This is a genomic window from Amycolatopsis sp. NPDC051372, from assembly GCF_040682095.1.
Lineage (GTDB): Bacteria > Actinomycetota > Actinomycetes > Mycobacteriales > Pseudonocardiaceae > Amycolatopsis.
Map to the genome: position 1 here is coordinate 1 of NZ_JBFBAF010000036.1, position 22,383 is coordinate 22,383.

Below are 22,383 nucleotides of genomic sequence, written 5' to 3' on the forward strand. Positions count from 1 at the left end.
CACGATCACCATCACGAAGAGACAGCGCGGCAGCCGGTCGATTCGCCATACCGCATTCTGACACCCACCCAACCGTCAAACAACTAACGACACGCGACACTAGCGGAGAGACCTGGACGGTGTGGTGCCGCGCACCGGGCCCCGCTGGGGCGATGTCGCAGGTTTGCGATGTGATGATCGAGAGCGCGTTCGACCAGTCGGCGGGGTCAAGGCTGATGTTCTCGTCCGCCGCCTGTCCGTCCCACGAATAGACGGGATAGGAGGTGCCGACGCCACGAGCTGCAGATATGCCGGTGAGCAGGTCTACATCATGTGGTGTAGCCCAGAACAAGCCTACGCCTTCAAGGATGTCGCCCTGGGCCCAAGCCGTGAGGGCTCTTTTGAAAGCCCTGGCAGTAGCGTCCGCCGCAGACAACACGCCGGGCACGAATGCATGCTCGTGTCGGGGCGTATTGACTGCGTCGGGTGTGGTCACGTCAGTGAGGCCGCCGCACGTTTTTGATTACTCGCTCGAAACTGCTGTCGGTGTTAACCACGCGAGTGCGCGCTGATGTCGCTGTGGACACGATCGGTTCGAGTTTCTCTTGGCCGGCCGCAAAAGTGCCGGCGAGATAAGCAACGCCATCACCTGAGGGAAGCGGGGATGCGAGGGCGATCAACTGGTCGAATTGGCCGTCTCGCAGTAGGGACTTGCGACGAGCATCAGCAAGCAGCCAGGGAGCGATGCGGTCAGCGGCTCCGAGGTTCTCAGCGAGGTCGTTAACGGCTTCGACCAGCGCCCACAACTGTCCCTGGCTGTTTACTCGCGGACGGGGCCTGTTCGGCTTGCACCAGGAGTGGTACGTGGACTTGGAGATGCCGGCAGCACGCAGCACGTCTCGTTTGGGTATGCCAAGCTGTGTAACTAGCTGCTCGACCACCGCGACGGCGGGCTGCTTCTCAAGAGACTCACCAGCGCGAAGTGTGTCACTGTCGTTGACATCGGTTTCAATGAGCCAATCCAACGCGATGTCATGATCGGCGACGATCTCGACCGTCTGGCCACGCGTGCGACCTGACACTAACAACAGGAACGAGCTAGACGCTGCCAGAGCGGCATCGAACGTGGTCAGCGCGTCGCGGATCGAGGGATTCTCCACGTTCCGCAGCCGAGTGTTTCCCCAACCACCAGCATCACCCGTGCCAGCGACCTTCCAGCTTGCAGCTTTGTCGAAGCCACCGAAGCTGGCGCCGGTGGCCCGCATTGCAATCGACGTCACGCAGATCCCCCCTCTACCGTCGTGGCTATGCCGACATTCTGCAGTTCACGCAGGTAATCACGTGTCAAGGTCGCTTGAAACAGCGTAGCCGCCGTTCGGTTTAGCACCTCAGCGCGCACCGTCAGAGACTCGGGGTCGAAGCTCGTCGACTCGACGTCGAAGACGTCGATATCGACCAGGTAGCTGATGGCACCACCGACGGCGGGGTCGCTGAACGGTCCGTGCCGCAGGATAGCCCCGTGGGCGGGACCGAGCCCGAGCTCAATCTGTTGCTGCGCGGCCTGCACGTGGCTGCCGAACACCGGGTGTTCGACCGCGCCGAGCAAGTGTGGGCTGATTCGACCCGACCAGGTCGAAGCCGTCGCGGTGTCGTCGACAAACCGGTCGACGTAGCGCAGTCCGATGCGGACGACGAGCGCGGGCGCGAGGTGATGCTGGACGATCTCAAGCATGGCTAGAACGGCTGGCCGGAGTGTGACCGACCAGCGCTCGTAACGACGTGTTTGGAGGACTACGGCGCTCGGCAGGATAGTCACAGTGGACGAGTCATCTGCAGCATGAAGCCGCCAGCCACGTGCGAACTGCGCGACGCGCGCCTGCGGCTCGACCGCCGCGTCGGGGTTCATCTGGATTTCGACGCGGTTCTCCTGCGCGCGTTCCATCCGTGGGTAGTCCTGGCCGACATCGGCCAGCGCCTCACGCAGCGCAAACGCAACTCTGGACTCGACATCGGGCGCGTCGGAGTCGAACCGCACCTCGACGACGGCGAGTTCCAGAGGAGGCTCAACCAGCAGGGTGCGGTCCGCCGGGGGCAGACCCGCGAGCGGGCGTGTCTCGTCCCCCACGTCACCCCCTCCCGTCGTGAACCTAGACTTTAGCTGGACACCAGCCTCTCGGCAACGTCTATCACCTCAGCTTCGTTCCCGTGCGCGCTCTGTACAGGTGCTCCATGCCGTGGAGTAGATCTGGTCGAGCGCGGCAACGCCGTCAACATCGCTTCAACGAGCGCCGAGCCGGTTGTCTGGCACGCCAGAGCAAACGGAGACGCAACGGAGCCCCACGCACCCATTTACCTCAGCAAACCTTGCCCCAAGTTCACCGAAAGCGCAGGTCAGAAACGTGATCAACAGTGGGCCGCCTGGGGCTCGAACCCAGAACCTACGGATTAAAAGCCCGCATGATCAAGTCCGATGATCTTGAATCATGTTTCGACTGCAGGGCTGTTACCTGGTGCTTTGTAGGCCTGAAGATCATATTTGCGATGGGGAATACCCGAGGTGGGCTCCGTTATGTCTCCGTTTGCTCTGCTGTGCTCAGTGGCGTTGGGGTCTGACCTGGCGTTTTGCCTCATGGCCGTTCGGCTTCGCTTGATGCTGGGGCTCCAACGTGAGATTCGACGTCTCGTGGTGGGCCGTTCGGGTGGCGGCCAGGCCGAACTCGATCACTGGCTGGCTGTCGGACGAGGTTGCCCATAGCGGGAGGGATGCCGATCGCTGTGGCGGCATCTTTGTGTGGTGCCTGGGTGAGCTGGCTGTTGCTCTGACCTGGTGGCAGAGGTGAAGCTCGGATGCCGTCCGGTGACTGCCTAGACTTCGGCGGATGGCGACCGCGGGGTCGGAGCTGGCACGGCTGGTGATCGTGCGCGGCAATTCGGGTGCGGGTAAGAGTTCTGTCGCGTTGGGGTTCGTTCGCACTTGGGGCGCAGCTGCGCGGTGGTGGCACTTACCGACCATAGCCTGCGGCTTTGATTAGTTGACCTGGCCAAACATGTCGTAGACGCAGTTCGTGCGCGCCCGCCTCGCTGAGGACGCCGCGGCGGAACCGGAGGGGCCCAAGTTTGCTGACATCGACGCGCGGACCGGGCTTCTCGACGTCTGGCAGGCAAACCGGTACCACCGCGGCGACCGGCCGGACCCGCTCTATCGGCGGCTGCCGTACCTGCTCGCGCGCCACTGGGCCGCCCATCCGGACTACCGGCCCGGGTGGGAGAGGTCTTAGCCGTACTCGCCGTCGGCTTCGCGCATGTGTGAGCAGTAGGCCGGCTCGCCGAGCTGCAGTGGCACGGCGGGCCGGTACGCCGCCCAGAAGGCGCGCGCAGCCGTGGTGTTCTCCAGCGCCGTGGTTGACCAGGCGTAGCCCGGGGTGCGCGCAAGCGCCGCAGTCACCAGCACCGTCCCCACGCCGTGGCGTCGGCAGTCGTCGTCGACACGGACTTGTTCGATCACGCCCCGCTCGTCGACCGAGCACATGCGCACGCCCAGGTCCCCAAGCGGTGTGCCGTGCAGCTCCAGAAGAATCTGCCCGACCCCAGCCCGAACCTGAGGTGGGTGCGCGACGAGCCGCAGATAGTGCCGGCCCGGCGGCGCCTCGTGCGCGAATCGCAACCCGACCACAGCCCAGCTCGCCCGCGGCAGCCGCAGCTCATAGCAGAGATTGCACGCCGCTGTCCCGAGCCACAGGTCGGCGTCGAATGACGAGTTGCGGCCGGCGACGTCGAGCCGGTGCCCGTTGAGGCAGTACTCGTGCCACACGTCGGCGCGCAGCGGCAGGCGCAGCGGGATTGTTGCTGGTCAGGCACGGTCGAAGTATCACCCGACAACCCCAATTGTCGAACAGGTGTTCTAGTCGTCACAGCTGGCCGACACGCCGTAACTCACCCGCGCGTTGCCGCCTGACCAGCACCGTTGATCAATGTAGTGACGGTAGGTACCGTTCCGCCTGTGTAGAGCGACGAGGGCAATGGTCCGTCGCGGCTACCAGTCGTCGCTGCTCGCGACGGCGAGCATTTGCTGAGGGGGAGCTGCGGTGGATGGGTCTGGGTTTCACGTCGATGTGGACAAGCTTGATGAGGCCGCAAGCGGCATCAGGCAGAGCGTGGATGATCAGGAGAATTTCGAGCTTCGCGGGCTCTGCGGCGAAAGCAGTCTATACGGGCATGGTGGTGTGCACGACGCGTTGATGGACTTCTGCGTGTGCTGGAGTGACGGGCTCGACACGCTCACCGACGATGCCGGCGCCATCGCGGACACGCTCTCCCGCGCGACTCAGGCATACCGCGCGATCGACGAAGCAGCCACCCGCTCGTTGAAGACTGATCCAGCCGTGGGAGCAGTCAACGATGGCTGAACTGGGACAGACCCAGGATCCAGCCGAGCTGGTGCCGGGTAAGCCGCAGGCCATCGAAGACAACGTTCGAGTGTTGCGTGCCCGCGCCGACCGGGCGGGCCGCGCGTCCGACGGTCTCAAAGCGATCGATACGGGAGCCTGGACCGGACCGGCGGCGCATGCATTCCACGACAAGTTCTCCTACGAACCGGGCAAGTGGTACGCCGCCGCCGACTCGCTGCTGTCCGCAGCCGATGCCCTGGACCACTACGCCAGCACGCTGCGCTGGGCTCAAGCGCAGGCGACCGAGGCGATCGCCGCGTGGAATCAGGCCCAGGCCGCCACCCAGCGCGCACAGGCCCAGCACGACCAAGCTGCGGCACAAGCAGCCGCCAACGGCGAACCGACCCCGGGATTCACAGATCCCGGCACGGCGTCTCGTCAGGCCGCCCAAGACATTCTCAACCGCGCCCGTGCCCAGCTCACTGAAGTCGGTGACACCGTCGCGGGCGCCATCAGCGATGCCGCCAGCGGAGCACCCCAGGACTCCAGTTGGCTCGACGACGCGGGAAACTTCCTCGCCGACGCCGGCGGCTACCTCGTCAACTTCTCGGCCTCCATCGGCAACGCCATCCTGAACCACCCCGGAGATGCGCTGACCGCCGCAGCCGGAATCGGGCTCACCGTCATCAGCTCGGCCGGGGAAGGGCTTGGTGGCCTCCTGGATGCCACCGGTGCGGGCGCCGTCGCTGGTGTGCCGCTGAACGTGGTCTCCGCGGCGGGGATAGCTGCGGGCGTCTCCATGACCGGTGTTGGTGCCATGAACATGGCAGTCCACGCCGCAGGCGACGACCGGGTATCACCGGCGAACACCAACCACGGCAGCAGCCCCGCGCCGGCCGAGACCGAACCGCCGTTCCCAGCGCCCAAGGAGATCACCGGCAAGACCGCTCACGGTGAGGAGCAAATGGCCACCCGCGACGGACACGGCGTGAACGACGCCGCCGCCCACGACGCGGTCAAAAACCCCGTCAAACCCCCGAAATACCGGTCCGACGCCTACGGTGGCGCTTACCGCTTCACTGGAAAGGACGCGGTGGTGAACCTCAACAAAGATGGAAAGGTCGTCACTGCGTGGGCCCGCACCCAAGCCGGCTGGAGGAAGCCGTGAACAGCGTCATCGATACCCTCCCGGACGAATTCCGGGACATCATCATCAGCTTGCTTGCAGAACGAGACCCCGAGCTGCTGGCTGCCCTTCGGGCACAGGAAAAGCCGACCATGGACCAGCAAGAAGCAGTGATTGACGCCTTAGCCGACGCCTTCTCCGAGCACCTGGGGCCCGGCCAGGAACCCACGCCCCAGGGGGTCCTCATCGACAACGCGCTCGGCGCTTTCCTCACGAAATGGCCATCTGAGGTCATTCTCGAGGAGTAACTGAGATGTGACTGTGCGCGCTAGTGCCTCGTCAAGCAACGTTGGGTAGGTAATCTGGTCGGCGGATCTTGGAGTGGATGGCGAAGCGGCGTTTGGGATGGGCTCGCTGGTTCGCCAGCGGAGGTAGCGGGCGATCGCGCGCTCCTGGGCGGTGTGACTGGGGTAGTCGCTGCCGTCGAGAGTGAAGTAGCGCAGCGCGGTGAACTCGCGTTCGATCCAGTTCAACCACGAGGCGTTGCTCGGTGTGAACACCAGTTCCACTTCGTTGGCCTGGCACCAGTCAGTGACCTCAGCTTTCTTGTGCGGGGAGAGGTTGTCGCACACGAGGTAGAGCTGCCAGTCGAGCAGGGCATCGACGGCGTCGAGCGCCGCCCGGCCTGCCGGAGTGAGGGCCACGACCACGCCGGTGGCTACCGGGGATCTGCTCACCGGCAGGTAGGGCGGACGCGTGAATGCCTCGAGGAAGCCCTGCGCCCCGTAGTCGGTGGCGAGGATGCGGCACAGCTGTGGAGCGGGCGACCGAGTGTCCCCGCCGAGGTGACGCGTCGAGGACTCCCCCGAAGTGCTCCTCCCACAACCGCAGGCTCGCCATGTACGAGTACACGTCTCCGGTCAGCCCGTGTCGGCGCAGCAGCCGCTGTTTCGCCGCCTGCATGTCCGTCAGGGCGCCGGCAGAGCGGGCAGCAGCACCGGCGGGCCGCGCGGCCGGCAGGACCGCCGACGTCGAACTCGTACCCGTGGTCGCCGGCATGCCCGTCGGGGAGCAGGCAGGGCTCGGTGTCGCCGAGCGCGTCCGGCCCGGACTCGGCCGGGCATGGCACGCGGATCCGCAGGTCACGGCCGGCGGCGTGATCGTCATGATCCCAGCACAGCCACCACTCGTTGTCGTTGTCCTGCTGGCCCGGCGTCTCGTGCAGCCCGCCGTGCCCAGGCTGCAGCTCGCACCAGCGCAGCAGCTCGACGTCGTGCACACCGCCAGGCAGAAATCGCAGGAACTCGAACTCGTCGTGGGTGAACAGCGTCGCCGCTCCGCAGCCTTTCTGCCGCCTGCCCATGAGCGCGCACCGGGCCTCGACGGCCCGAACCCGCCTCGGCGCTGCTCGGCAGAAAGCACGTCCATGTTCACCGTGGTCCTGCCCTCGCCAGAGGGCGTCTCTTCTACAACAGTCGGCTCGTGGCGAGGGGGGGCCCGTCCGTCTGACGACAGACGGGTCCCCGCTCGCTCAGCCCGCAACCCTGACCCGGGTGTGGTTCATGCGGCCTCGGGAAGTCTGATCCTCGCAGCGTTGCGACATTCATCGAGACGCTGCCACTGCTCCGCCACTTGCACGATCTGGCGGTAGGGGACCGCGCACGACTCGAGAAGCCAGACGAGCTGCGCAGGCTTGCGGGGCAGGGAGTTCCGTGCTGGATCGATGAGGTAGTACAGCTGGCTGCGGTTCAGCAGCGACTGCGCGGCCAGGTACCTCTTCGGCTGACCTGATGCGTCGACCGCGTGCCGCAGTACCGCGGCCAGCTCGGCGTTCGTGGCGATCGCCAGCATCTCGTCGGGCAACGGCAGTGGCGTCGGAGCCCACACACGCATGTTCGGCATAGCCGATATCACACGTTGCAGATCTACCAGGTGTTCCTTCTGCTGGAACAACGGCATGCCGATCAGCCGCAGGATCCGGGCAAGCGCGGGACAGGAAAGCAGGTGCCGTCCGTCGAGGAAGCCCTGAATCGCGTCAAGAGGGAACGAGGTCCAGCGAGCGACGTCCTCGACGCCCGCACCAGCGTCACTGATCTCTGCCTTTACCAAGAACGGCAGAACGCGGGCGACCCGAACGGTTTCGTTCCAGGACAGCGCAATCGGCTGCTTTTGGCCGGTCACAGGTTCTTCCCCGCCCAGCGCAGAGCCCCCACGAATGCGCGCGGAAGCCCGGTGAGACCTTGGCTGAGGCTGACCGCAGCCGCGGCGATTCCCAGCGCCGACCAGGGCTGATAGCCGCGCATGATCAACCAGGCGGTGAAAACGAATACGGAAATCGCCAGCAGCACCGCAGGGAACGTCCGGCATGCGTGGTCCGACACAGGCCCGGGCTGGGCTACAGCGGTGCGAGGTGATACGACCGTCAATGCGCACTCCTGAGGTTGACAATGAGCCGCCCAGCTCGGTGCGCCGGGCGACATTTCGACGTGGCCCGAGACGAATACGTCTCCAACTTCGCGAGAATGGGATTGCCTTCCCTCTCCCGCGGACCTCGACATCCGCACCGAATCCGTCGAGGCCGAAGCCAGGATCTCACGCCGAACCGACACACTCGAGCCCGCCACAAGCCTGCATCGACCGCCGTCACCCCTTTGGCCGAACGTGTCCAACTTCCGAAGGGAGGCAAGCCCGTTGACAGTTAAATTGTCCGCATACCACATTTTTGCAGCTAGAACACCCTGAGCTCGTGTCCAACTCCTCTGGCCAAACGTGTACGCTATCGACTACAGTCCAGTTATCACAGGTCGAGGAAAAAATTTCTCGACCGGGCGTGTCATCCTGAGCGACGCTATTCGACGTGGCCCGCACACAGGACTACCGTCTCTTGCCGTTGCCTCGGCAAGACACGAACACGAAGCCCCGGCAGGCAGGGCGGATTCCAAGGGCCGTCGCAACACAGTTGGTCAGCTGGCTTTGGCCAGGAGCTTAGCCAGGCGCTGGGCTGGGGTTTCCCAGTCGAGCGTTTTGCGTGGTCTGGCGTTGAGTTCGGCGGCGACTGCGGCCAGGTCCTCGGGGCTGTGGCCGATGAGGCTGGTGCCCTTGGGGAAGTGCTGGCGCAGCAGGCCGTTGGTGTTCTCGTTGCTACCGCGCTGCCAGGGACTGGCTGGGTCGCAGAAGAAGACCGGCATGTTGGTGGCGAGGGCGAACTCGTGGTGACGGCCCATCTCGACGCCTTGATCCCAGGTCAGCGAGCGGCGTAGGTGCGCGGGCAGGGTGCCGATGACGCTGACCAGTGCGTCGCGGCATTGCTCGGCGGAACGTCCGTGGGGCAGATGGACCAGCAGCAGGTAGCGGGTTGAGCGTTCGACCAGGGTCCCGATCGCGGATCCGTTGTCCTTGCCAATGATCAAGTCGCCTTCCCAGTGGCCCGGGACTGCCCGATCGTCTGCCTCGGCGGGGCGCTCGCTGATCATGACCATCGGAGTGGAGAACCGGGATCGGCGGAGCTGGCTCTGGCGGCGAGGCTTGCGCATCGTTCTGCCGGTGCGCAGGGCGCGGGCGATCTCGCGGCGCAGTTCTCCCCGGCCCTGGACGTAGAGGGCCTGGTAGATCGTTTCGTGCGCCACGTGCATCTCCGGGCGGCCAGGGAAGCAGGCTTGCAAAGCCTGGCTGATCTGCTCTGGACTCCACCGTAGGTTCAGGTGGCGCTGGATGAACTCACTCAGCTCGGGATTGGCTTGGATCTTCGCCTGTTTGGGGCGTGGGCGGCGCTGTTCGGCGCGGCGTTGCGCGGAGTGCGGCCGGTAGCTCCAGCGCGAGGTGTCGCCGCGCACGGCCATGCCATTGCGGTGAATTTCGCGGCTGATGGTGGATGGTGCACGGCCCAGCTCGCGGGCGATGGTGCGGATGCCAGCGTGTTCGCGTAGCCGGCCGGCAATGTGGATCCGTTCCTCTTCGCGCAGGTAGCGGCCCGAGTCGGAAGCCGGCACCTGCCCGCGGATGGGAGGTACCGGCTTCCGGCCGTTCGGCGGTGAGTGCCAGCCGTTACGCCAGCGTTTGCCTGTCCGCTGGTCGATGCCCACGATCCGGCAGGCTTCCCTTCTGCTGTAGCCCTGGCGCATGAGCTCGAAGTATGCAACTCGTTCACGGCTAAGCCGGCGACCGCCTCCCGGGCCCCGATTCGCCCGAATCTCGAACTCCACCACACACCCCTTGAACTGGGGTGTTGCGACGACTCCTAGAACCCAAGCAGCCTGCTGGGGCTTCGCGCGTTCCACGAAAAGAAGTTTGCGGATATGCCTGACCTGCGGCGATCCGCACTGAAGCGCACACACCCCTCCGCCTCGCCCACCCCGCTCGTGTTTCAGTGAGCCGGCTGGGGCGGTCCGTTCGAAGAGCGTTTCGAACTGGCCGGAGGCGTTGCGGGTCTACCTGGGAATCGAGCGGTGGCTGGTGTGGGGTGGCTCGTGGGGCGTCACGCTCGCGCTGGCCTACGCGCAGGCGCATCCGGAACGAGTGACCGAAATGGTGCTAAAAGCCGTGACCACCGGCGACCGGCGCGACTGGCTCACTCGTGACATGGGGCGCATTTTCCCGCGCGAGTGGGAACGGTTCCACGACGGCGAACCCGCCGCCGAACGCGATCGCGATCTCTCGGCCGCCTACAGTCGGCTGCTCCACGATCCCGACCCCGAGGTCCGGGCCAAGGCCGCACGCAGGTGGTGCGAGTGGGAGGACACCTACATGTCCCTGGCCCCCGACGCCGCACCGTTCTTGTCGGTCGCCGACCAGTCATTTCAGCTGGCCTTCGCGCGCATCGTGACCCACTACTGGTCCCACGGCTGCTTTCTGGACGAGGGGCAGCTCCTGTGCGACATCAAGCGGCTCCACCGGATTCCGGCCGTGTTGATCCAAGGACGTTACGACGTCAGCATTCCACTCGACACAGCCTGGGCGCTGCACCGGGCCTGGCCCGGAAGCGAACTCGTCGTTCTCGACGACACCGGTCACCGTGGCGGCAGCATGACAACGGCGATCATCGCCGCCACCGACCGCTTCGCCCGGGATCAGAGCTGGTAATCGTCGCAGCCGCTGCCCCACCGCATCGCCGACCAACTCAACAAGACCACCCGCGGCCAGGCCAAACACGGTCGCCGCATCGGACGGCACCATTTGCACACCAACGAACTTCACGCACGATCGAAGACGCGGTATCTGACCTGCCTTCGGTCTTCGTGCGCGTGCAGCCCATTGGGAAGGCGGAGGCTCTCCGACTCCAGCTGGAAGCGAAGTTGCATATGCCCTCCCAGACCTGCTGGCGGTGGTCCCCGACGAACAGCGCCGACCCCAGGCCGAAAAAGAAACTGGCCTTAGGGTGCCCGGATACGTCGAGGTCCCCGGTCTCATCCATGTACAGGTAGACGTCGGCCATGCTTGTCCCTCTGTGTCCGAAGGTTCGCTTCGAGTGCTGGCTGTTGGTCAGCGCTCGGTTGCCTCGATCGAGTCTCCGCGAGCGTCGGGTTCGGGGACTTCGAATGACGGATCTGCATCGACGGCCAAGGCTGCAAGGGTGTCGGACACAGTGCCGATCGGGTTTTCCCACTGCGAACCGAATTGGGAGTTGCCGATGGGCACGCCGTACCGGACCGCGATTCGCACAAGGAGCTTCTCGACGGTGCTTGCAGAGAAGCCGTAGCCGGCCGGAAGATCCGAGTCGAGACGATCGAACAGGCTGCCCGACCAGCCGTTCTTGAGGCGGATATCCCGCCATCGCCGACCGTCGAACGAGGCTGGATCGTAGTGGAACGCCTGCAGGTCTGCGTGGTTGACCCGCAGCAGCGTTACGATGCCGGAGACAATCTGATGCCGGGGATCGAGGCCGTCGCGCCAACGTGTCTCGTTTTCGACCCGAAGATCCGAGGCTGATTTGCCGATGTACACGACCGCGTCCTCTGGGCTGGGCGTGTGCCATACGTAGAGGTTGCCGCCGTTGCCGGTCTTGCGGAGCTCGACGCCGACTCGCTCGGCTGCCTCGATCAGCTTGTGCACAGGAAGAGTCGCGACCACCGTGCAATATCTACCACAGCATGCCTGGACGTACAGCCGTTTCTCGGGGCGGGCGTCCCGCGTTCGCAGCGGGAAGTGGGGTGTAGCCGAGGCGGCGCGTCAACCTGATCCAGGCGCGTGCGGTGCGGCCGAGGTCCCAGCCGAGTTCGGTGGGCTCGGCGGAGAAGCCGTAGCTGGGAGGGACGGCAGCACGTCGTGGCCGTCGTTCGTGGCCGGGTCGGTGTGCGCGCTGAGGGAATCGAGCAGTTCCATCACCGAGCCGGCCCCGTGCGTCGTGACCATCGGCAGGGCGTCTCGTGGGGTGAGCGCACGTGCAGAAAGCGGATGTTCACGCCGTCGATGATCATGATCAGTCGGGCCGGGGCTCCAGGCCTTGAACGGCCGGTTGGCCGAGCAAAGTTCGCCCCGTGCGTACTGAATGACTTCACCATCTGGGAGCCGACTCGACTCGATCGGCGGCGAGATCGCTGCTGGCGCTGACGAAAATGACTCTGAAGGTTCACCCATCAGGACGACGTCGTCAGGGCTGATGCAGGCCGCGCCCGCAGCGCCTTCGTACGGGCTGCTCCAGTTTTGCTCCAGTTGCCGACATTCAACCGAACTTGGCCAATGGAAAACTCGAACTTTGGACGAACGAAAAAACCGCCCTACCTGGATCATTAGATCCGGTGGGCGGTGATTCGTCACGGTGGAGCTAAGGGGACTCGAACCCCTGACCCCCTCACTGCCAGTGAGGTGCGCTACCAGCTGCGCCATAGCCCCGAAGCGAAGGTGAACTCCGCATCTCGTGTGAACAAAGAGTACACCCCGCCACCGGCCGTCTTCGTCGGGGGGTGCGCCAAGGGTTCGGCGCGGCAAAACGGCAGGTCAGATCGCATAAACGAGGTCCAGCAGAGATCCACTCCTTCCGAAACCCGGTCCTGGCCAGCTCCGGCCCGGCTCCTGAGAGTGAGCCTGCCCGGGTGAGCCCCGAGAACTTCCAGCTCAAGAACCTCTTCATGACTTATTTTTAGCTCTGTATTGACTCCCCGTGTGGCCGCCGTTACATTTTCACCCGGTTGTGACGCCGAGGTCCCCGCCCGCTGCGCCGCGTCTTCATGTCTGGGCATGAGCCTTGCCGTTTCCTGCTCGTTGAACGCCGCGGTGCGGTGGAGGAGGTTCCGATGAGATTGCGGAGAGTGGGCACGGTGGTGCTGTCCGCGTTCGCGCTGGTGAGTGGGTATGCGGGGGTGTCGCAGGCGGAGCCGGCAGCCCAAACCCAAGCGCAGGCCCAACATCAAACCCAAAGCTGGGCCCAAAGCCAGGCCCAAGCCCAAGCCATCGCGCCCGATCAGTGGTTCACGGTGCAGTCCGTCAACAGCGGGAAGTGCGTGGACGCGAAGTCCGCCGCCAGTGCCAACGGCACCGTGGTGCAGCAGTACAGCTGCAACCAAACCGCCTCCCAGGCCTGGCAGTTCCAGCCCACCAGCGACGGCTACGTCCGCGTGAACTCGCAGCTCAACGCGGCCCAGTCCTGGGACATCACGAACGTCTCGAAGGCCGACGGTGGCCTCGTGCAGCTCTGGTCGTACTCGAACGGACTGAACCAGCAGTGGCAGCCGGTGCAGGAAGCGAGTGGTACGTACCACTTCGTGAACCGCAACAGCGGCAAGTGCCTCGACGTGCCGAGCGCCTCTATCGCAGACAGGGTTCAGCTTCAGCAGTACACCTGTAATAACACCAGTGCGCAATCATTCACAATGGCTCCCGTGGGTGGCACTACGACTCCTCCGAACGAGGACCCGAACCTCGGCCCGAACGTCGTGATCTTCGATCCGTCGATGTCCGCTGCGAGCATCCAGAGCAGGCTGAACAGCATCTTCAGCCAGCAAGAGCGCAACCAATTCGGCAGCCAGCGCTACGCCGTGATGTTCAAGCCGGGCACGTACTCCAACGACGTGAACGTCGGCTTCTACACGCAGGTCCTCGGCCTCGGGCTCAGCCCCGACGCCGTGACCATCAACGGTGCCGTGCACGTGGAAGCCGACTGGTTCCCGCCGCAGAACGCGACGCAGAACTTCTGGCGCGGGGCCGAGAACCTGTCGGTGAACCCGACCGGCGGGGCGGATCGGTGGGCGGTAAGCCAGGCGGCGCCCTATCGGCGCATGCACGTGCGCGGCGACCTGCAGCTCGACGACGGGGGCTGGGCCAGCGGCGGCTGGATCTCCGACTCGAAGATCGACGGGCAGGTCCGCTCGGGCTCGCAGCAGCAGTGGATCTCGCGCGACTCGCAGTTCGGCAGCTGGAACGGCTCCAACTGGAACATGGTCTTCGTCGGCGTGAACGGCGCGCCGCAGAACACGTTCCCGAGCCCGCCCTACACCACGGTCGGCCAGGCGCCGGTGGTCCGCGAGAAGCCGTTCCTCTACATCGACAGCGCGGGCAAGTACCAGGTCTTCGTGCCGGCCTTGCGCACCAACACCTCCGGCACGAGCTGGGCGAACGGCACCGCGCCAGGCTCCTCGCTGCCGATCGACCAGTTCTACATCGCCAAGCCGGGCGCCTCGGCGGCCGACCTGAACGCCGCGCTCGCGGCGGGCAAGAACCTGCTGATCACGCCGGGTGTCTACCACCTCAACCAGACCCTGCACGTGACCCGCCCCGACACCGTGGTCCTCGGCCTCGGCATCGCGACCCTGGTGCCCGACAACGGCATCACCGCGATGAACGTGGACGACGTCAACGGCGTGAAGGTCGCCGGCCTGCTCATCGACGCGGGAACGACGAACTCGAACACGCTCATGCAGGTCGGCGCGCCCGGTTCGACCGCCGACCACTCGGCCGACCCGACGTCGCTGCACGACGTGTTCTTCCGCATCGGCGGCCCGGCCGTCGGCAAGGCGACCAACAGCCTGGTGGTGAACAGCAACAACGTGATCGGCGACCACATGTGGATCTGGCGAGCCGACCACGCCGCGAACGACAGCTTCGTCGGCTGGAACACCAACACCGCCGACAACGGGCTGACCGTCAACGGCAACAACGTCACGATGTACGGCCTGTTCGTCGAGCACTATCAGAAGACGCAGGTCGTCTGGAACGGCAACGGCGGGCGCACGTACTTCTTCCAGAACGAGATGCCCTACGACGTGCCCAACCAGGCATCGTGGATGAACGGTTCCTCGCAGGGCTATTCCGCCTACAAGGTCGGCCCGAACGTGGCCAGCCACGAAGCGTGGGGCCTGGGCAGCTACTGCTTCTTCAACACCAACCCGTCGGTGGCCAGCGCCTACGCGTACGAGGCGCCGAACACCCCGGGCGTGCGGTTCCACGACATGGTCACCGTGTCGCTGAACCACGCGGGCACGATCACCCACGTCATCAACACGACGGGCGCGACCACGCCCGACGGGACGAAGCCGGTGAACCTGGTGAGCTACCCGTAGCCCACCGCTCCAGACAACCGGTGCGCGCCGTGGTGGCGGCCTCGGCGCGCATCGGTTCCCAGTCCACATGAGAACGAGCAAGAGATCGACAAGAGTCGCCCAGTTCCCGGAACTTCCGGAAATTGGGCGACTTTTTCGTGACCGCACCGTGGCGCGAAACCGCGGCGAACCTCGGGGCCACGCGGGCGCAAAACTTCCGGCTGATCGCGGTGCCGGTGCTGCTGCCGCCGTTCCTCGCCTCGACGCTGCTGCTGTTCGCCAACGCGTTTTCCGCCTACGCCATGGCCTACGCGCTGACCACAGGCGTCGTGCCGCTCGTGCCGATCCAGATCGGCTCGCTGGTGAGCGGCAATGTCGTGGCTGACCAGCAGAACCTCGGCAAGGCGCTGGGGCTCGGCATGGTCGTGGTGGTCGCGCTGGTGATGGCGATCTACGCGTACCTGCAGAAGCGCGCTTCGAGGTGGCTGTCATGAAGAACAAAGCGCTGCGCTGGACGGTGCTCACGCTGTTCGGCCTGTACTTCCTCGTGCCGATGGGCGCGTCGGTGGAGTTCAGCCTCCGCGACGTGAACAACACGCACAGCTTCGCCTCGTGGGGCAAGATCCTCGACGAGCCCGACCTGCTGCCCACGCTCGGCACGTCGCTGTGGGTCGCGGCCGGCACGGTGGCGCTCACGCTGCTGCTGATGGTGCCCACGGTGACCTGGGTGCACCTGCGCAAGCCGAAGCTGCGCCGCCTCATCGAGGGCGTGAGCCTGCTGCCGCCGGTCATTCCGCCGATCGTGCTGGTCAACGGCGTGCTCGTGGTGTTCCGCGACGCGCCGGAGGTGATCAACGGGACCCCCGTGATCCTCGTGCTCGAGTACGCGATCCTCGCGCTGCCCTTCACCTACCGCACCCTCGATGCGGGGCTGGCGGCGATCTCGCTGCCGACGCTGGTGGAGGCCGCGCGCAGCCTCGGCGCGTCGTGGCCGACGGTGCTGCTGCGGGTGATCGTGCCCAACATCTGCTCGGCCGTGTTCGGCGCCGCGTTCCTCAACCTGGCGCTGGTGCTGGGTGAGTACACGCTGGCGAGCATTCTGCTGATGGACACCTTTCCCGTGTGGACGGTCAGCACCGGGCAGTCGGAGGCGGGCGTGTCCGTCGCCGTTTCCCTGCTGTCGCTGCTGGTCGCGTTCCTGCTCCTGTTCGTCCTGTCTCTTGTGGCCGGTCGCCGCAAGGCTTCGCGGGGTGTGGCGTGAAAACTGTGACTGCCCAGCAGACGAAGACCGGTGCGTCGGTCCAGTTCCGCGGCCCGCGCCGCGAATTCGGCGAGGTCCGGGCGCTCGACGGGCTGGACCTGACGATCTCGCCGGGGGAGCTCGTCGCGCTGCTCGGCCCTTCGGGCTGTGGCAAGACGACGGCGTTGCGCGTGCTCGCCGGCCTGGAGGCAGTGGACGCCGGCGAGGTGCTGGTGGACGGCACCGAAGTGGTCGGCGTGCCGGCCAACAAGCGTGACATGGGCATGGTGTTCCAGGCCTACAGCCTGTTCCCGAACCTCACGGTGCGCGACAACGTGGCGTTCGGCCTGCGGCTGCGCGGCGTCGCCACGGCGGCGCGGCAGAAGCGGGCGCAGGAGCTACTGGAGCTCGTGGGGCTGTCGGCGCAGCAGAAGCGCTACCCGCACCAGCTGTCGGGTGGCCAGCAGCAGCGCGTGGCGCTGGCCCGCGCGCTGGCGATCGAGCCGCGCGTGCTGCTGCTCGACGAACCCGTGTCGGCACTTGACGCCCTCGTGCGCACGCAGCTGCGCGACGAGATCCGCCGGCTGCAGCTGCGCGTGGGCATCACGACACTGTTCGTGACGCACGACCAGGAGGAGGCGCTGTCGATCGCCGACCGCGTCGGCGTGATGCGGTCGGGGCGCCTCGAACAGTGCGACAGCCCGGCCGAGCTCTACGCCCGGCCCGCGACAGCGTTCGTCGCGGAGTTAGTGGGCACGATGAACCGACTCCCGGGCGTGGTCGCGGTCGGCGGCGCGTCCGTCGACGTGGTGGGGGAGCGGCTCGTGCCGGCCGAACCGGGCCGGCGCACCGACGGCGACGCCGTGACGGTGCTGGTGCGTCCGGAGGCGGTCACGCTCGTGGCCGCTGCGGACGGTCGCGCGGTGGTGACGGACCACAGCATCCGTGGCGCGGTCACCCGCGTCACCGCGCTGCTGCCCGACGGCACGTCGGCGCTGGCCGACCTCCCGAGCGTTTCGGCGGCGAAACTGCCGGGCACCGGGGTCTCGGTGTCATTCGGAACGCAGCCGGTCCTGCTGGCGAGCTGACGCGGGGGCGCCGCCGTCCGACGGCGGCGCCCCTCCGGTCAGGCTGCCTCGAGCTGGGTCAGCAGGGCGTGGAAGTCGAGCACCGGCCACAGCTCGGCGATGCGCCCGTCGCGCAGCTTCAGCACCACGGTGGCGCGCACGCTGATCGCGTTGCCAGTGGGCGGGGTGCCGTGGAAGTCGCCGTCATGGGTCCCGGTCAACGTCCAGCGCACGGCGGCTTTGTCGCCCTCGACCAGGATGTCGTCCACGTGCAGCTCGGCGTCGGAGAACGCCGAGCGCACGATCTCGTCGGCGCCGACGAGGGCTTCGCGGGCCGGAGCGTCGGCGGGACCGTGATTGACGGCGTCGGGGGTGAGCAGTTGGTCGAACAGTTCGAAGCGCCGGCCGTTGACGGCTTCGACGTAGAAGCGTTCGACGGTTTCACGGGTGGTGGCCACGGGGGTCCCCTCTCTACTGTGGTGGTGGCGGTTTTCCTGCAGGGGTGCAGTGGAGACCGAGCAGGGGAGTGCTTTGTGACAACCGACCACTTCACCGTCGAACGCGGCCGGCTTTTCGGGCTGGCCTACCGGCTGCTGGGCTCGGCCGACGACGCCGAAGACACCGTGCAGGACGCCTACCTGCGCTGGAATCGTGCCGACCGCGGCACCATCGCGACACCCGGCGCGTGGCTCACGAAGGCCGTGACGAATCTCTGCCTGACCCGGCTTACGTCCGCACCGGTCCGCCACGAGACGGTCGCCGACGAGCTGCCCGAGCCCGTGCTCACCGGCGGCGGGGAGCTCGGCCCGCTGGAGACGGTGGAGCAGCGCGAGTCCGTGTCCTTCGCGATGCTCGTGCTGATGCGGTCGCTCACGCCGATGGAACGCGCGGTTTTCGTGCTGCGTTCGGCTTTCGACTACCCGTATCCGGAGCTCGCCGCGCTGCTGGAGCTCACCGAAGCCAACGCCCGTCAGCTCTACAGCCGCGCCCGCAGACGGATCGACGCGGGCGAGACCCGCTTCCCGACTTCCGACGGCGGCTCGATGCGGCTCACCGAGACCTTCATGACGGCCGTTCGATCGGGCAGGTTGGAGCAGCTCGAGGAGCTCTTGGCGGCCGACATCGCCACCTGGATCGACCTCGGCGGCGGCGAACGCATGCACGTCCGCGGCCGCGACGCCGTCCGCCGCAACGCCGCCGCGACTCTGGCCCGCTTCGCCTCGGTCTCCGACTTCTTGCTCAGGGAGGTCAATGGCGGCCCGGGCATCCTGTTCCTCCAGGACGGCGAGATCGTGGGCCTGACCTCGGTGGAAACGCGGGACGGGCGGATCTCGGCTCTGCGCACCGTCGCGGACCCGGATCGGCTGGAGTATTTGCGGGCGCAGTTCGCCCTCCGCTTAGCGACGGGGGCTTCGGACGCCGGATCGAGAACGGTTCGCTCGCTCGCCGGGCGGCCCGGCGAGCTGACGGCGGACTCCGAAATTTCCGAGCCCACGCGGAAAATCGGCCGTGGCCTCGGGTCGGTGGCGCCTACGCTCGGTGGGATGAACGAGTCCTTCTTCCGGCACCTGATCATCGCCGTCGGGGACCTGGCACAGCCGGCCGCGGCCCAGATCGCGCTGCTCGAGAAGCAGGGGCTGCGCGACGCCGACGAGCTCGCGCTGGAGTTCGACGAGTACTTCGCGGCATTGAAGGACACCCTGCCGGCCGACACCGTCGCGGTGCTGGCGGAGCTCGACGTCCTCCTCGAAGAGATGAGCGGCCCGACGGGTCCGTGGTCGTTCGAGGCTCTGGCGAGCGCACCGGAGTGGGTTCGGGTCAGGGAGCTGGCCGCGCGGGCGTTCGCGTTGCTGGGCCGCCCGGCCTGAGCTGTGCGGCTGCGCCCGAGTGGCGCGAACGGACCGTTCGCGCGGGCACTTCCGGCACCGATCCCCAGGTCCGGGCCCGGCTGGAGTAAGTCCAGCTCACGCAAGCGTTCTCCCTGCCCGAGGGCACGCCGTAGGCTGTCGGGTGTGAGCCAGCCGATCCTGATGACCGTCGACGACGACCCCGCTGTTTCGCGGTCGGTCGCGCGTGACCTGCGTCGCCGCTACGGCAAGGACTACCGCGTGATCCGTGCGGACTCCGGGGCCGACGCCCTCGACGCCCTGCGCGAGATCAAGCTGCGCGGAGACGCCGTCGCGGCGATCCTCGCCGACTACCGCATGCCCCACATGGACGGGATCGCCTTCCTCGAGAAGGCGATGGACCTGTTCCCCAACGCCCGCCGCGCGCTGCTGACGGCCTACGCCGACACGGACGCGGCCATCCAGGCGATCAACGTGGTCGATGTCGACCACTACCTGCTCAAGCCGTGGGACCCGCCGGAGGAGAAGCTGTACCCGGTCATCGACTCCCTGGTGGAGACGTGGCTCGCGGTCGGCGACAAGTCCGTGGAGGAGACGAAGCTGGTCGGCCACCGGTACTCGGCGCCCTCGTTCAAGGTCCGCGACTTCCTCGCCCGCAACGCCGTGCCCTACCGCTGGTACTCGGTGGACGAGGACGAAGGCGGCCGCATCCTGCAGGCCGCCGGGGCCGTGGAGGCCGACATCCCGGTGGTCGTGACGCCGGACGGCACGGTGCTGAAGCAGCCCACCGGCGGCGAGATCGCCAACGCGGTGGGCCTGTCCACGCGGCCGGCGCAGGAGTTCTACGACCTCGTGGTGATCGGCGGCGGCCCGGCCGGCCTCGGCGCGGCCGTGTACGGCGCGTCGGAAGGCCTGCGCACGGTGCTCGTCGAGCGCAAGGCCACGGGCGGCCAGGCGGGCACCAGTTCGCGCATCGAGAACTACCTCGGGTTTCCCGACGGCGTCTCAGGCGCGCAGCTCACCGACCGCGCCCGGCGCCAGGCGCAGAAGTTCGGCGCCGAGGTGCTCACCGCGCGCGACGTGGTGGGGCTGGAGGTGCGCGGGTCGAGCCGCGTGGTCACCTTCGGCGACGGCTCCGAGATCGCCGCCCACGCAGTGATCCTCGCCAGCGGCGTCACCTACCGCGCGCACGAGGCCGACGGCATCCGCGAGCTCACCGGCAGCGGTGTCTACTACGGCTCCGCCGCCACGGAAGCGCCCGAGTGCAAGGGCCAGCACGTCTACATCGTCGGCGGCGCGAACTCCGCGGGCCAGGCGGCGGTGTTCTTCGCGCAGCACGCGAGCGAGGTGTCCCTGCTGGTGCGCGGCGACTCGCTGGAGAAGTCGATGTCGCACTACCTCATCGAGCAGATCGCGGGCATCGAGAACATCACCGTTCGCACGGGCACCACCATCGTCAAGGCCCATGGCGCCGACCACCTCGAGGCCGTGACCCTGTGCCACGGCGACACGACGGAGAAGGTCGAGACGGGGCACCTGTTCATCTTCATCGGCGCGGCGCCGCGCACCGACTGGCTGGGCAACGTGATCCAGCGCGACCACCACGGGTTCGTCCAGACGGGGCCCGACCTGGTCGCCGAGGGCCGCAAGCCGGCCGGGTGGCCGCTCGACCGCGACCCGTACCACCTGGAGTCGTCCGTGCCCGGCGTGTTCGTGGCCGGCGATGTCCGGTCGCAGTCGGTGAAACGCGTGGCCTCCGCCGTCGGCGAGGGCGCCATGGCCGTCACCCTGGTCCACCGCTACCTGGAGGAACAGTGAAGGAGCCCGCACTGCCGCGCGAAGAACTCCGCGGCCTCTTCCTGTTCGAGCACCTCTCCGACGAGCAGCTCGACTGGATCGAACAGCACGCCGTGCTGGAGCACTACGAGGGCGACACCACGGTGCACCGAGAGGGCGATCCGGCCACCTGCTTCTACATCGTGCTTTCGGGCGCGCTGCGGATGTCGCGGCTGGTGAGCGGCGCCGACGTCGAGGTGAAGCGCTCCGACCAGCGCGGCTCCTACTTCGGCGCGACGCAGTTCTTCGTGCACCAGGACACCGAGCACACCTACGGCGCCACCGTGCGGGCGATCGGGGACCTGACGCTGCTCGCGCTGCCTTCGGCGGAGTTCGCGGTGGAGTTCCGCAGGTGGTTCCCGATGGCGGCGCACCTGCTGGAGGGCATGTACCTCGGCTGGCGCAACTCCGACACCGTGATCTCGTCGCGGCGCCGGCTGCTCGCGCTCGGCGAGCTGTCGGCCGGGCTCACCCACGAGCTCAACAACCCGGCCGCGGCCGCGGTGCGCGCCACGGCGTCGCTGCGCGAGCGCGTGGCCGGGATGCGCCACAAGCTCGCGCTGCTGGCGAAGAAGGACATCGATCCGGACCTGCTGGAGCAGCTGCTCGACGTCCAGGAACAGCTGGTCAAGACGGTTGCCGACGCGCCACGGCTCTCGGCGATGCAGCAGTCCGACCGCGAGGACGAGATCAGCGATTGGTTCGATGACCACGACATCGATCAGGGCTGGGACCTTGCCGCGATCTTCGTCGCGGCCGGGCTCAAGACCGAGAACCTCGACGGCGTCCTGGAATCCGTCGGCGAGGGCCTGCTCGACGGTGCCCTGCGCTGGCTCGCGTACGCGCTCGAGACCGAGATCCTCATGGGCGAGATCGAGGACTCGACCACGCGCATCTCGGTGCTCGTGGGCGCGGCCAAGCAGTACTCGCAGATGGACCGCGCGCCGCACCAGTGGATCGACGTCCACGAAGGACTCGACTCCACGCTGGTGATGCTGTCGGGCAAGATCGGCGACAAGATCCGGGTCGTCAAGGACTACGACCGCGGCATCGACCACATCCCGGCCTACGCGGCCGAGCTGAACCAGGTGTGGACCAACATCATCGACAACGCCGTCCAGGCCATGGGCGGCGAGGGCACACTGACGCTGCGCACGTGGCAGGAGAGCAAGCAGGTGCGCGTCGAGATCGGCGACAGCGGCCCAGGCATCCCGGAAGAGGTCCGCCAGCGCATCTTCGAGCCGTTCTTCACCACCAAGGGCGTCGGCGAGGGCACGGGCCTCGGCCTCGACATCTCGTGGCGCATCGTCGTGGAACGGCACTCGGGCGACATCAAGGTGACGTCCGTGCCGGGCGACACGCGGTTCGAGATCTGCCTGCCGGTGGAGGAACAAGCCTCGCTCTGAGCCGTTTGCGCTGACCGCCCGCGC

General features: G+C 66.8%; 19 protein-coding genes, 2 tRNA genes and 1 pseudogene. 10 read left to right on the forward strand and 12 right to left on the reverse strand.

The window, feature by feature from the left end; genetic code table 11:
• The 5 genes from AB0M56_RS40390 to AB0M56_RS40410 form a co-directional block, all read right to left on the reverse strand.
• A partial coding sequence (locus AB0M56_RS40390; RefSeq protein ID WP_364186179.1) for a hypothetical protein occupies positions 1-475 on the reverse strand: 475 nt, incomplete at its 3' end.
• Position 476: 1 nt separating this feature from the next.
• Positions 477-1,259, reverse strand: coding sequence for a hypothetical protein (locus tag AB0M56_RS40395; protein WP_364186181.1), 783 nt, complete (start codon positions 1,257-1,259; stop codon positions 477-479).
• Positions 1,256-2,104, reverse strand: a complete 849-nt coding sequence (locus AB0M56_RS40400) for a TIGR04255 family protein (protein WP_364186183.1) — start codon at positions 2,102-2,104, stop codon at positions 1,256-1,258. Before AB0M56_RS40400 ends, AB0M56_RS40395 begins: the two co-directional genes overlap by 4 nt.
• A gap of 285 nt (positions 2,105-2,389) precedes the next feature.
• Positions 2,390-2,456 (reverse strand) — tRNA-Lys (locus AB0M56_RS40405).
• 797 nt (positions 2,457-3,253) lie between these two features.
• Entirely contained in the window at positions 3,254-3,790 is a 537-nt protein-coding gene (locus AB0M56_RS40410) for a GNAT family N-acetyltransferase (RefSeq protein ID WP_364186184.1), read from the reverse strand.
• 301 nt (positions 3,791-4,091) lie between these two features.
• On the opposite strand from AB0M56_RS40410, the gene AB0M56_RS40415 reads away from it, so the two are divergent.
• Both AB0M56_RS40415 and AB0M56_RS40420 read left to right on the forward strand, forming a co-directional pair.
• Positions 4,092-4,385, forward strand: a complete 294-nt coding sequence (locus tag AB0M56_RS40415) for a hypothetical protein (RefSeq protein WP_364186185.1) — start codon at positions 4,092-4,094, stop codon at positions 4,383-4,385.
• The gene (locus AB0M56_RS40420) at positions 4,378-5,535 is read left to right on the forward strand and encodes a putative T7SS-secreted protein (RefSeq protein ID WP_364186187.1); all 1,158 of its coding nucleotides are present in this window, start codon (positions 4,378-4,380) and stop codon (positions 5,533-5,535) included. Before AB0M56_RS40415 ends, AB0M56_RS40420 begins: the two co-directional genes overlap by 8 nt.
• Positions 5,536-5,675: 140 nt before the next feature.
• Here AB0M56_RS40420 and AB0M56_RS40425 read toward each other — a convergent pair whose 3' ends face one another.
• From AB0M56_RS40425 to AB0M56_RS40440, 4 genes are all read right to left on the reverse strand, one after another.
• Positions 5,676-6,197 (reverse strand): transposase, encoded by a 522-nt coding sequence (locus AB0M56_RS40425; RefSeq protein WP_364186189.1) that lies wholly within the window; start codon positions 6,195-6,197, stop codon positions 5,676-5,678.
• An 856-nt stretch (positions 6,198-7,053) separates the two neighbouring features.
• Positions 7,054-7,674, reverse strand: a complete 621-nt coding sequence (locus AB0M56_RS40430) for a hypothetical protein (RefSeq protein ID WP_364186191.1) — start codon at positions 7,672-7,674, stop codon at positions 7,054-7,056.
• A complete protein-coding gene (locus tag AB0M56_RS40435) occupies positions 7,671-7,841 on the reverse strand; it encodes a hypothetical protein (RefSeq protein ID WP_364186193.1) in 171 nt (56 codons plus the stop codon). Before AB0M56_RS40435 ends, AB0M56_RS40430 begins: the two co-directional genes overlap by 4 nt.
• Positions 7,842-8,456: 615 nt before the next feature.
• Positions 8,457-9,698: an IS30 family transposase gene (locus tag AB0M56_RS40440; RefSeq protein ID WP_364186316.1), complete on the reverse strand. Its 1,242-nt coding sequence runs from the start codon at positions 9,696-9,698 to the stop codon at positions 8,457-8,459.
• A gap of 184 nt (positions 9,699-9,882) precedes the next feature.
• Between AB0M56_RS40440 and AB0M56_RS40445 the strand changes: the two are divergent.
• Positions 9,883-10,572: pseudogene (locus tag AB0M56_RS40445) on the forward strand (alpha/beta fold hydrolase); the annotation flags it as partial.
• A gap of 399 nt (positions 10,573-10,971) precedes the next feature.
• Here AB0M56_RS40445 and AB0M56_RS40450 read toward each other — a convergent pair.
• Together AB0M56_RS40450 and AB0M56_RS40455 are read right to left on the reverse strand one after the other, a co-directional pair.
• Positions 10,972-11,541 carry a hypothetical protein gene (locus AB0M56_RS40450; RefSeq protein ID WP_364186195.1) on the reverse strand — a complete coding sequence of 190 codons (570 nt, stop codon included), beginning with the start codon at positions 11,539-11,541 and terminating at the stop codon, positions 10,972-10,974.
• Positions 11,542-12,248: 707 nt separating this feature from the next.
• Positions 12,249-12,321, reverse strand: a tRNA-Ala gene (locus AB0M56_RS40455).
• A gap of 401 nt (positions 12,322-12,722) precedes the next feature.
• Between AB0M56_RS40455 and AB0M56_RS40460 the strand changes: the two genes are divergently transcribed.
• The 4 genes from AB0M56_RS40460 (at position 12,723) to AB0M56_RS40475 (ending at position 17,291) form a co-directional block, all read left to right on the forward strand.
• Positions 12,723-14,984, forward strand: coding sequence for an RICIN domain-containing protein (locus AB0M56_RS40460; protein WP_364186197.1), 2,262 nt, complete (start codon positions 12,723-12,725; stop codon positions 14,982-14,984).
• Positions 14,985-15,121: 137 nt separating this feature from the next.
• Positions 15,122-15,457, forward strand: coding sequence for an ABC transporter permease subunit (locus tag AB0M56_RS40465; RefSeq protein WP_364186198.1), 336 nt, complete (start codon positions 15,122-15,124; stop codon positions 15,455-15,457).
• Positions 15,454-16,224, forward strand: a complete 771-nt coding sequence (locus tag AB0M56_RS40470) for an ABC transporter permease subunit (protein WP_364186200.1) — start codon at positions 15,454-15,456, stop codon at positions 16,222-16,224. Before AB0M56_RS40465 ends, AB0M56_RS40470 begins: the two co-directional genes overlap by 4 nt.
• On the forward strand, positions 16,221-17,291 hold the full coding sequence (locus AB0M56_RS40475; RefSeq protein ID WP_364186202.1) for an ABC transporter ATP-binding protein: 1,071 nt from the start codon (positions 16,221-16,223) through the stop codon (positions 17,289-17,291). Before AB0M56_RS40470 ends, AB0M56_RS40475 begins: the two co-directional genes overlap by 4 nt.
• 38 nt (positions 17,292-17,329) lie before the next feature.
• Here AB0M56_RS40475 and AB0M56_RS40480 read toward each other — a convergent pair whose 3' ends face one another.
• Positions 17,330-17,728, reverse strand: a complete 399-nt coding sequence (locus tag AB0M56_RS40480) for an ester cyclase (RefSeq protein ID WP_364186204.1) — start codon at positions 17,726-17,728, stop codon at positions 17,330-17,332.
• Between the two features lie 75 nt (positions 17,729-17,803).
• On the opposite strand from AB0M56_RS40480, the gene AB0M56_RS40485 reads away from it, so the two are divergent.
• The 3 genes from AB0M56_RS40485 (at position 17,804) to AB0M56_RS40495 (ending at position 22,359) form a co-directional block, all read left to right on the forward strand.
• Positions 17,804-19,138: a sigma factor-like helix-turn-helix DNA-binding protein gene (locus AB0M56_RS40485; protein ID WP_364186206.1), complete on the forward strand. Its 1,335-nt coding sequence runs from the start codon at positions 17,804-17,806 to the stop codon at positions 19,136-19,138.
• A gap of 144 nt (positions 19,139-19,282) precedes the next feature.
• Positions 19,283-20,935 carry an FAD-dependent oxidoreductase gene (locus AB0M56_RS40490; RefSeq protein WP_364186208.1) on the forward strand — a complete coding sequence of 551 codons (1,653 nt, stop codon included), beginning with the start codon at positions 19,283-19,285 and terminating at the stop codon, positions 20,933-20,935.
• On the forward strand, positions 20,932-22,359 hold the full coding sequence (locus AB0M56_RS40495) for an ATP-binding protein (protein WP_364186210.1): 1,428 nt from the start codon (positions 20,932-20,934) through the stop codon (positions 22,357-22,359). The genes AB0M56_RS40490 and AB0M56_RS40495 overlap by 4 nt, the downstream gene beginning before the upstream one ends.
• Positions 22,360-22,383 lie beyond the last annotated feature (24 nt).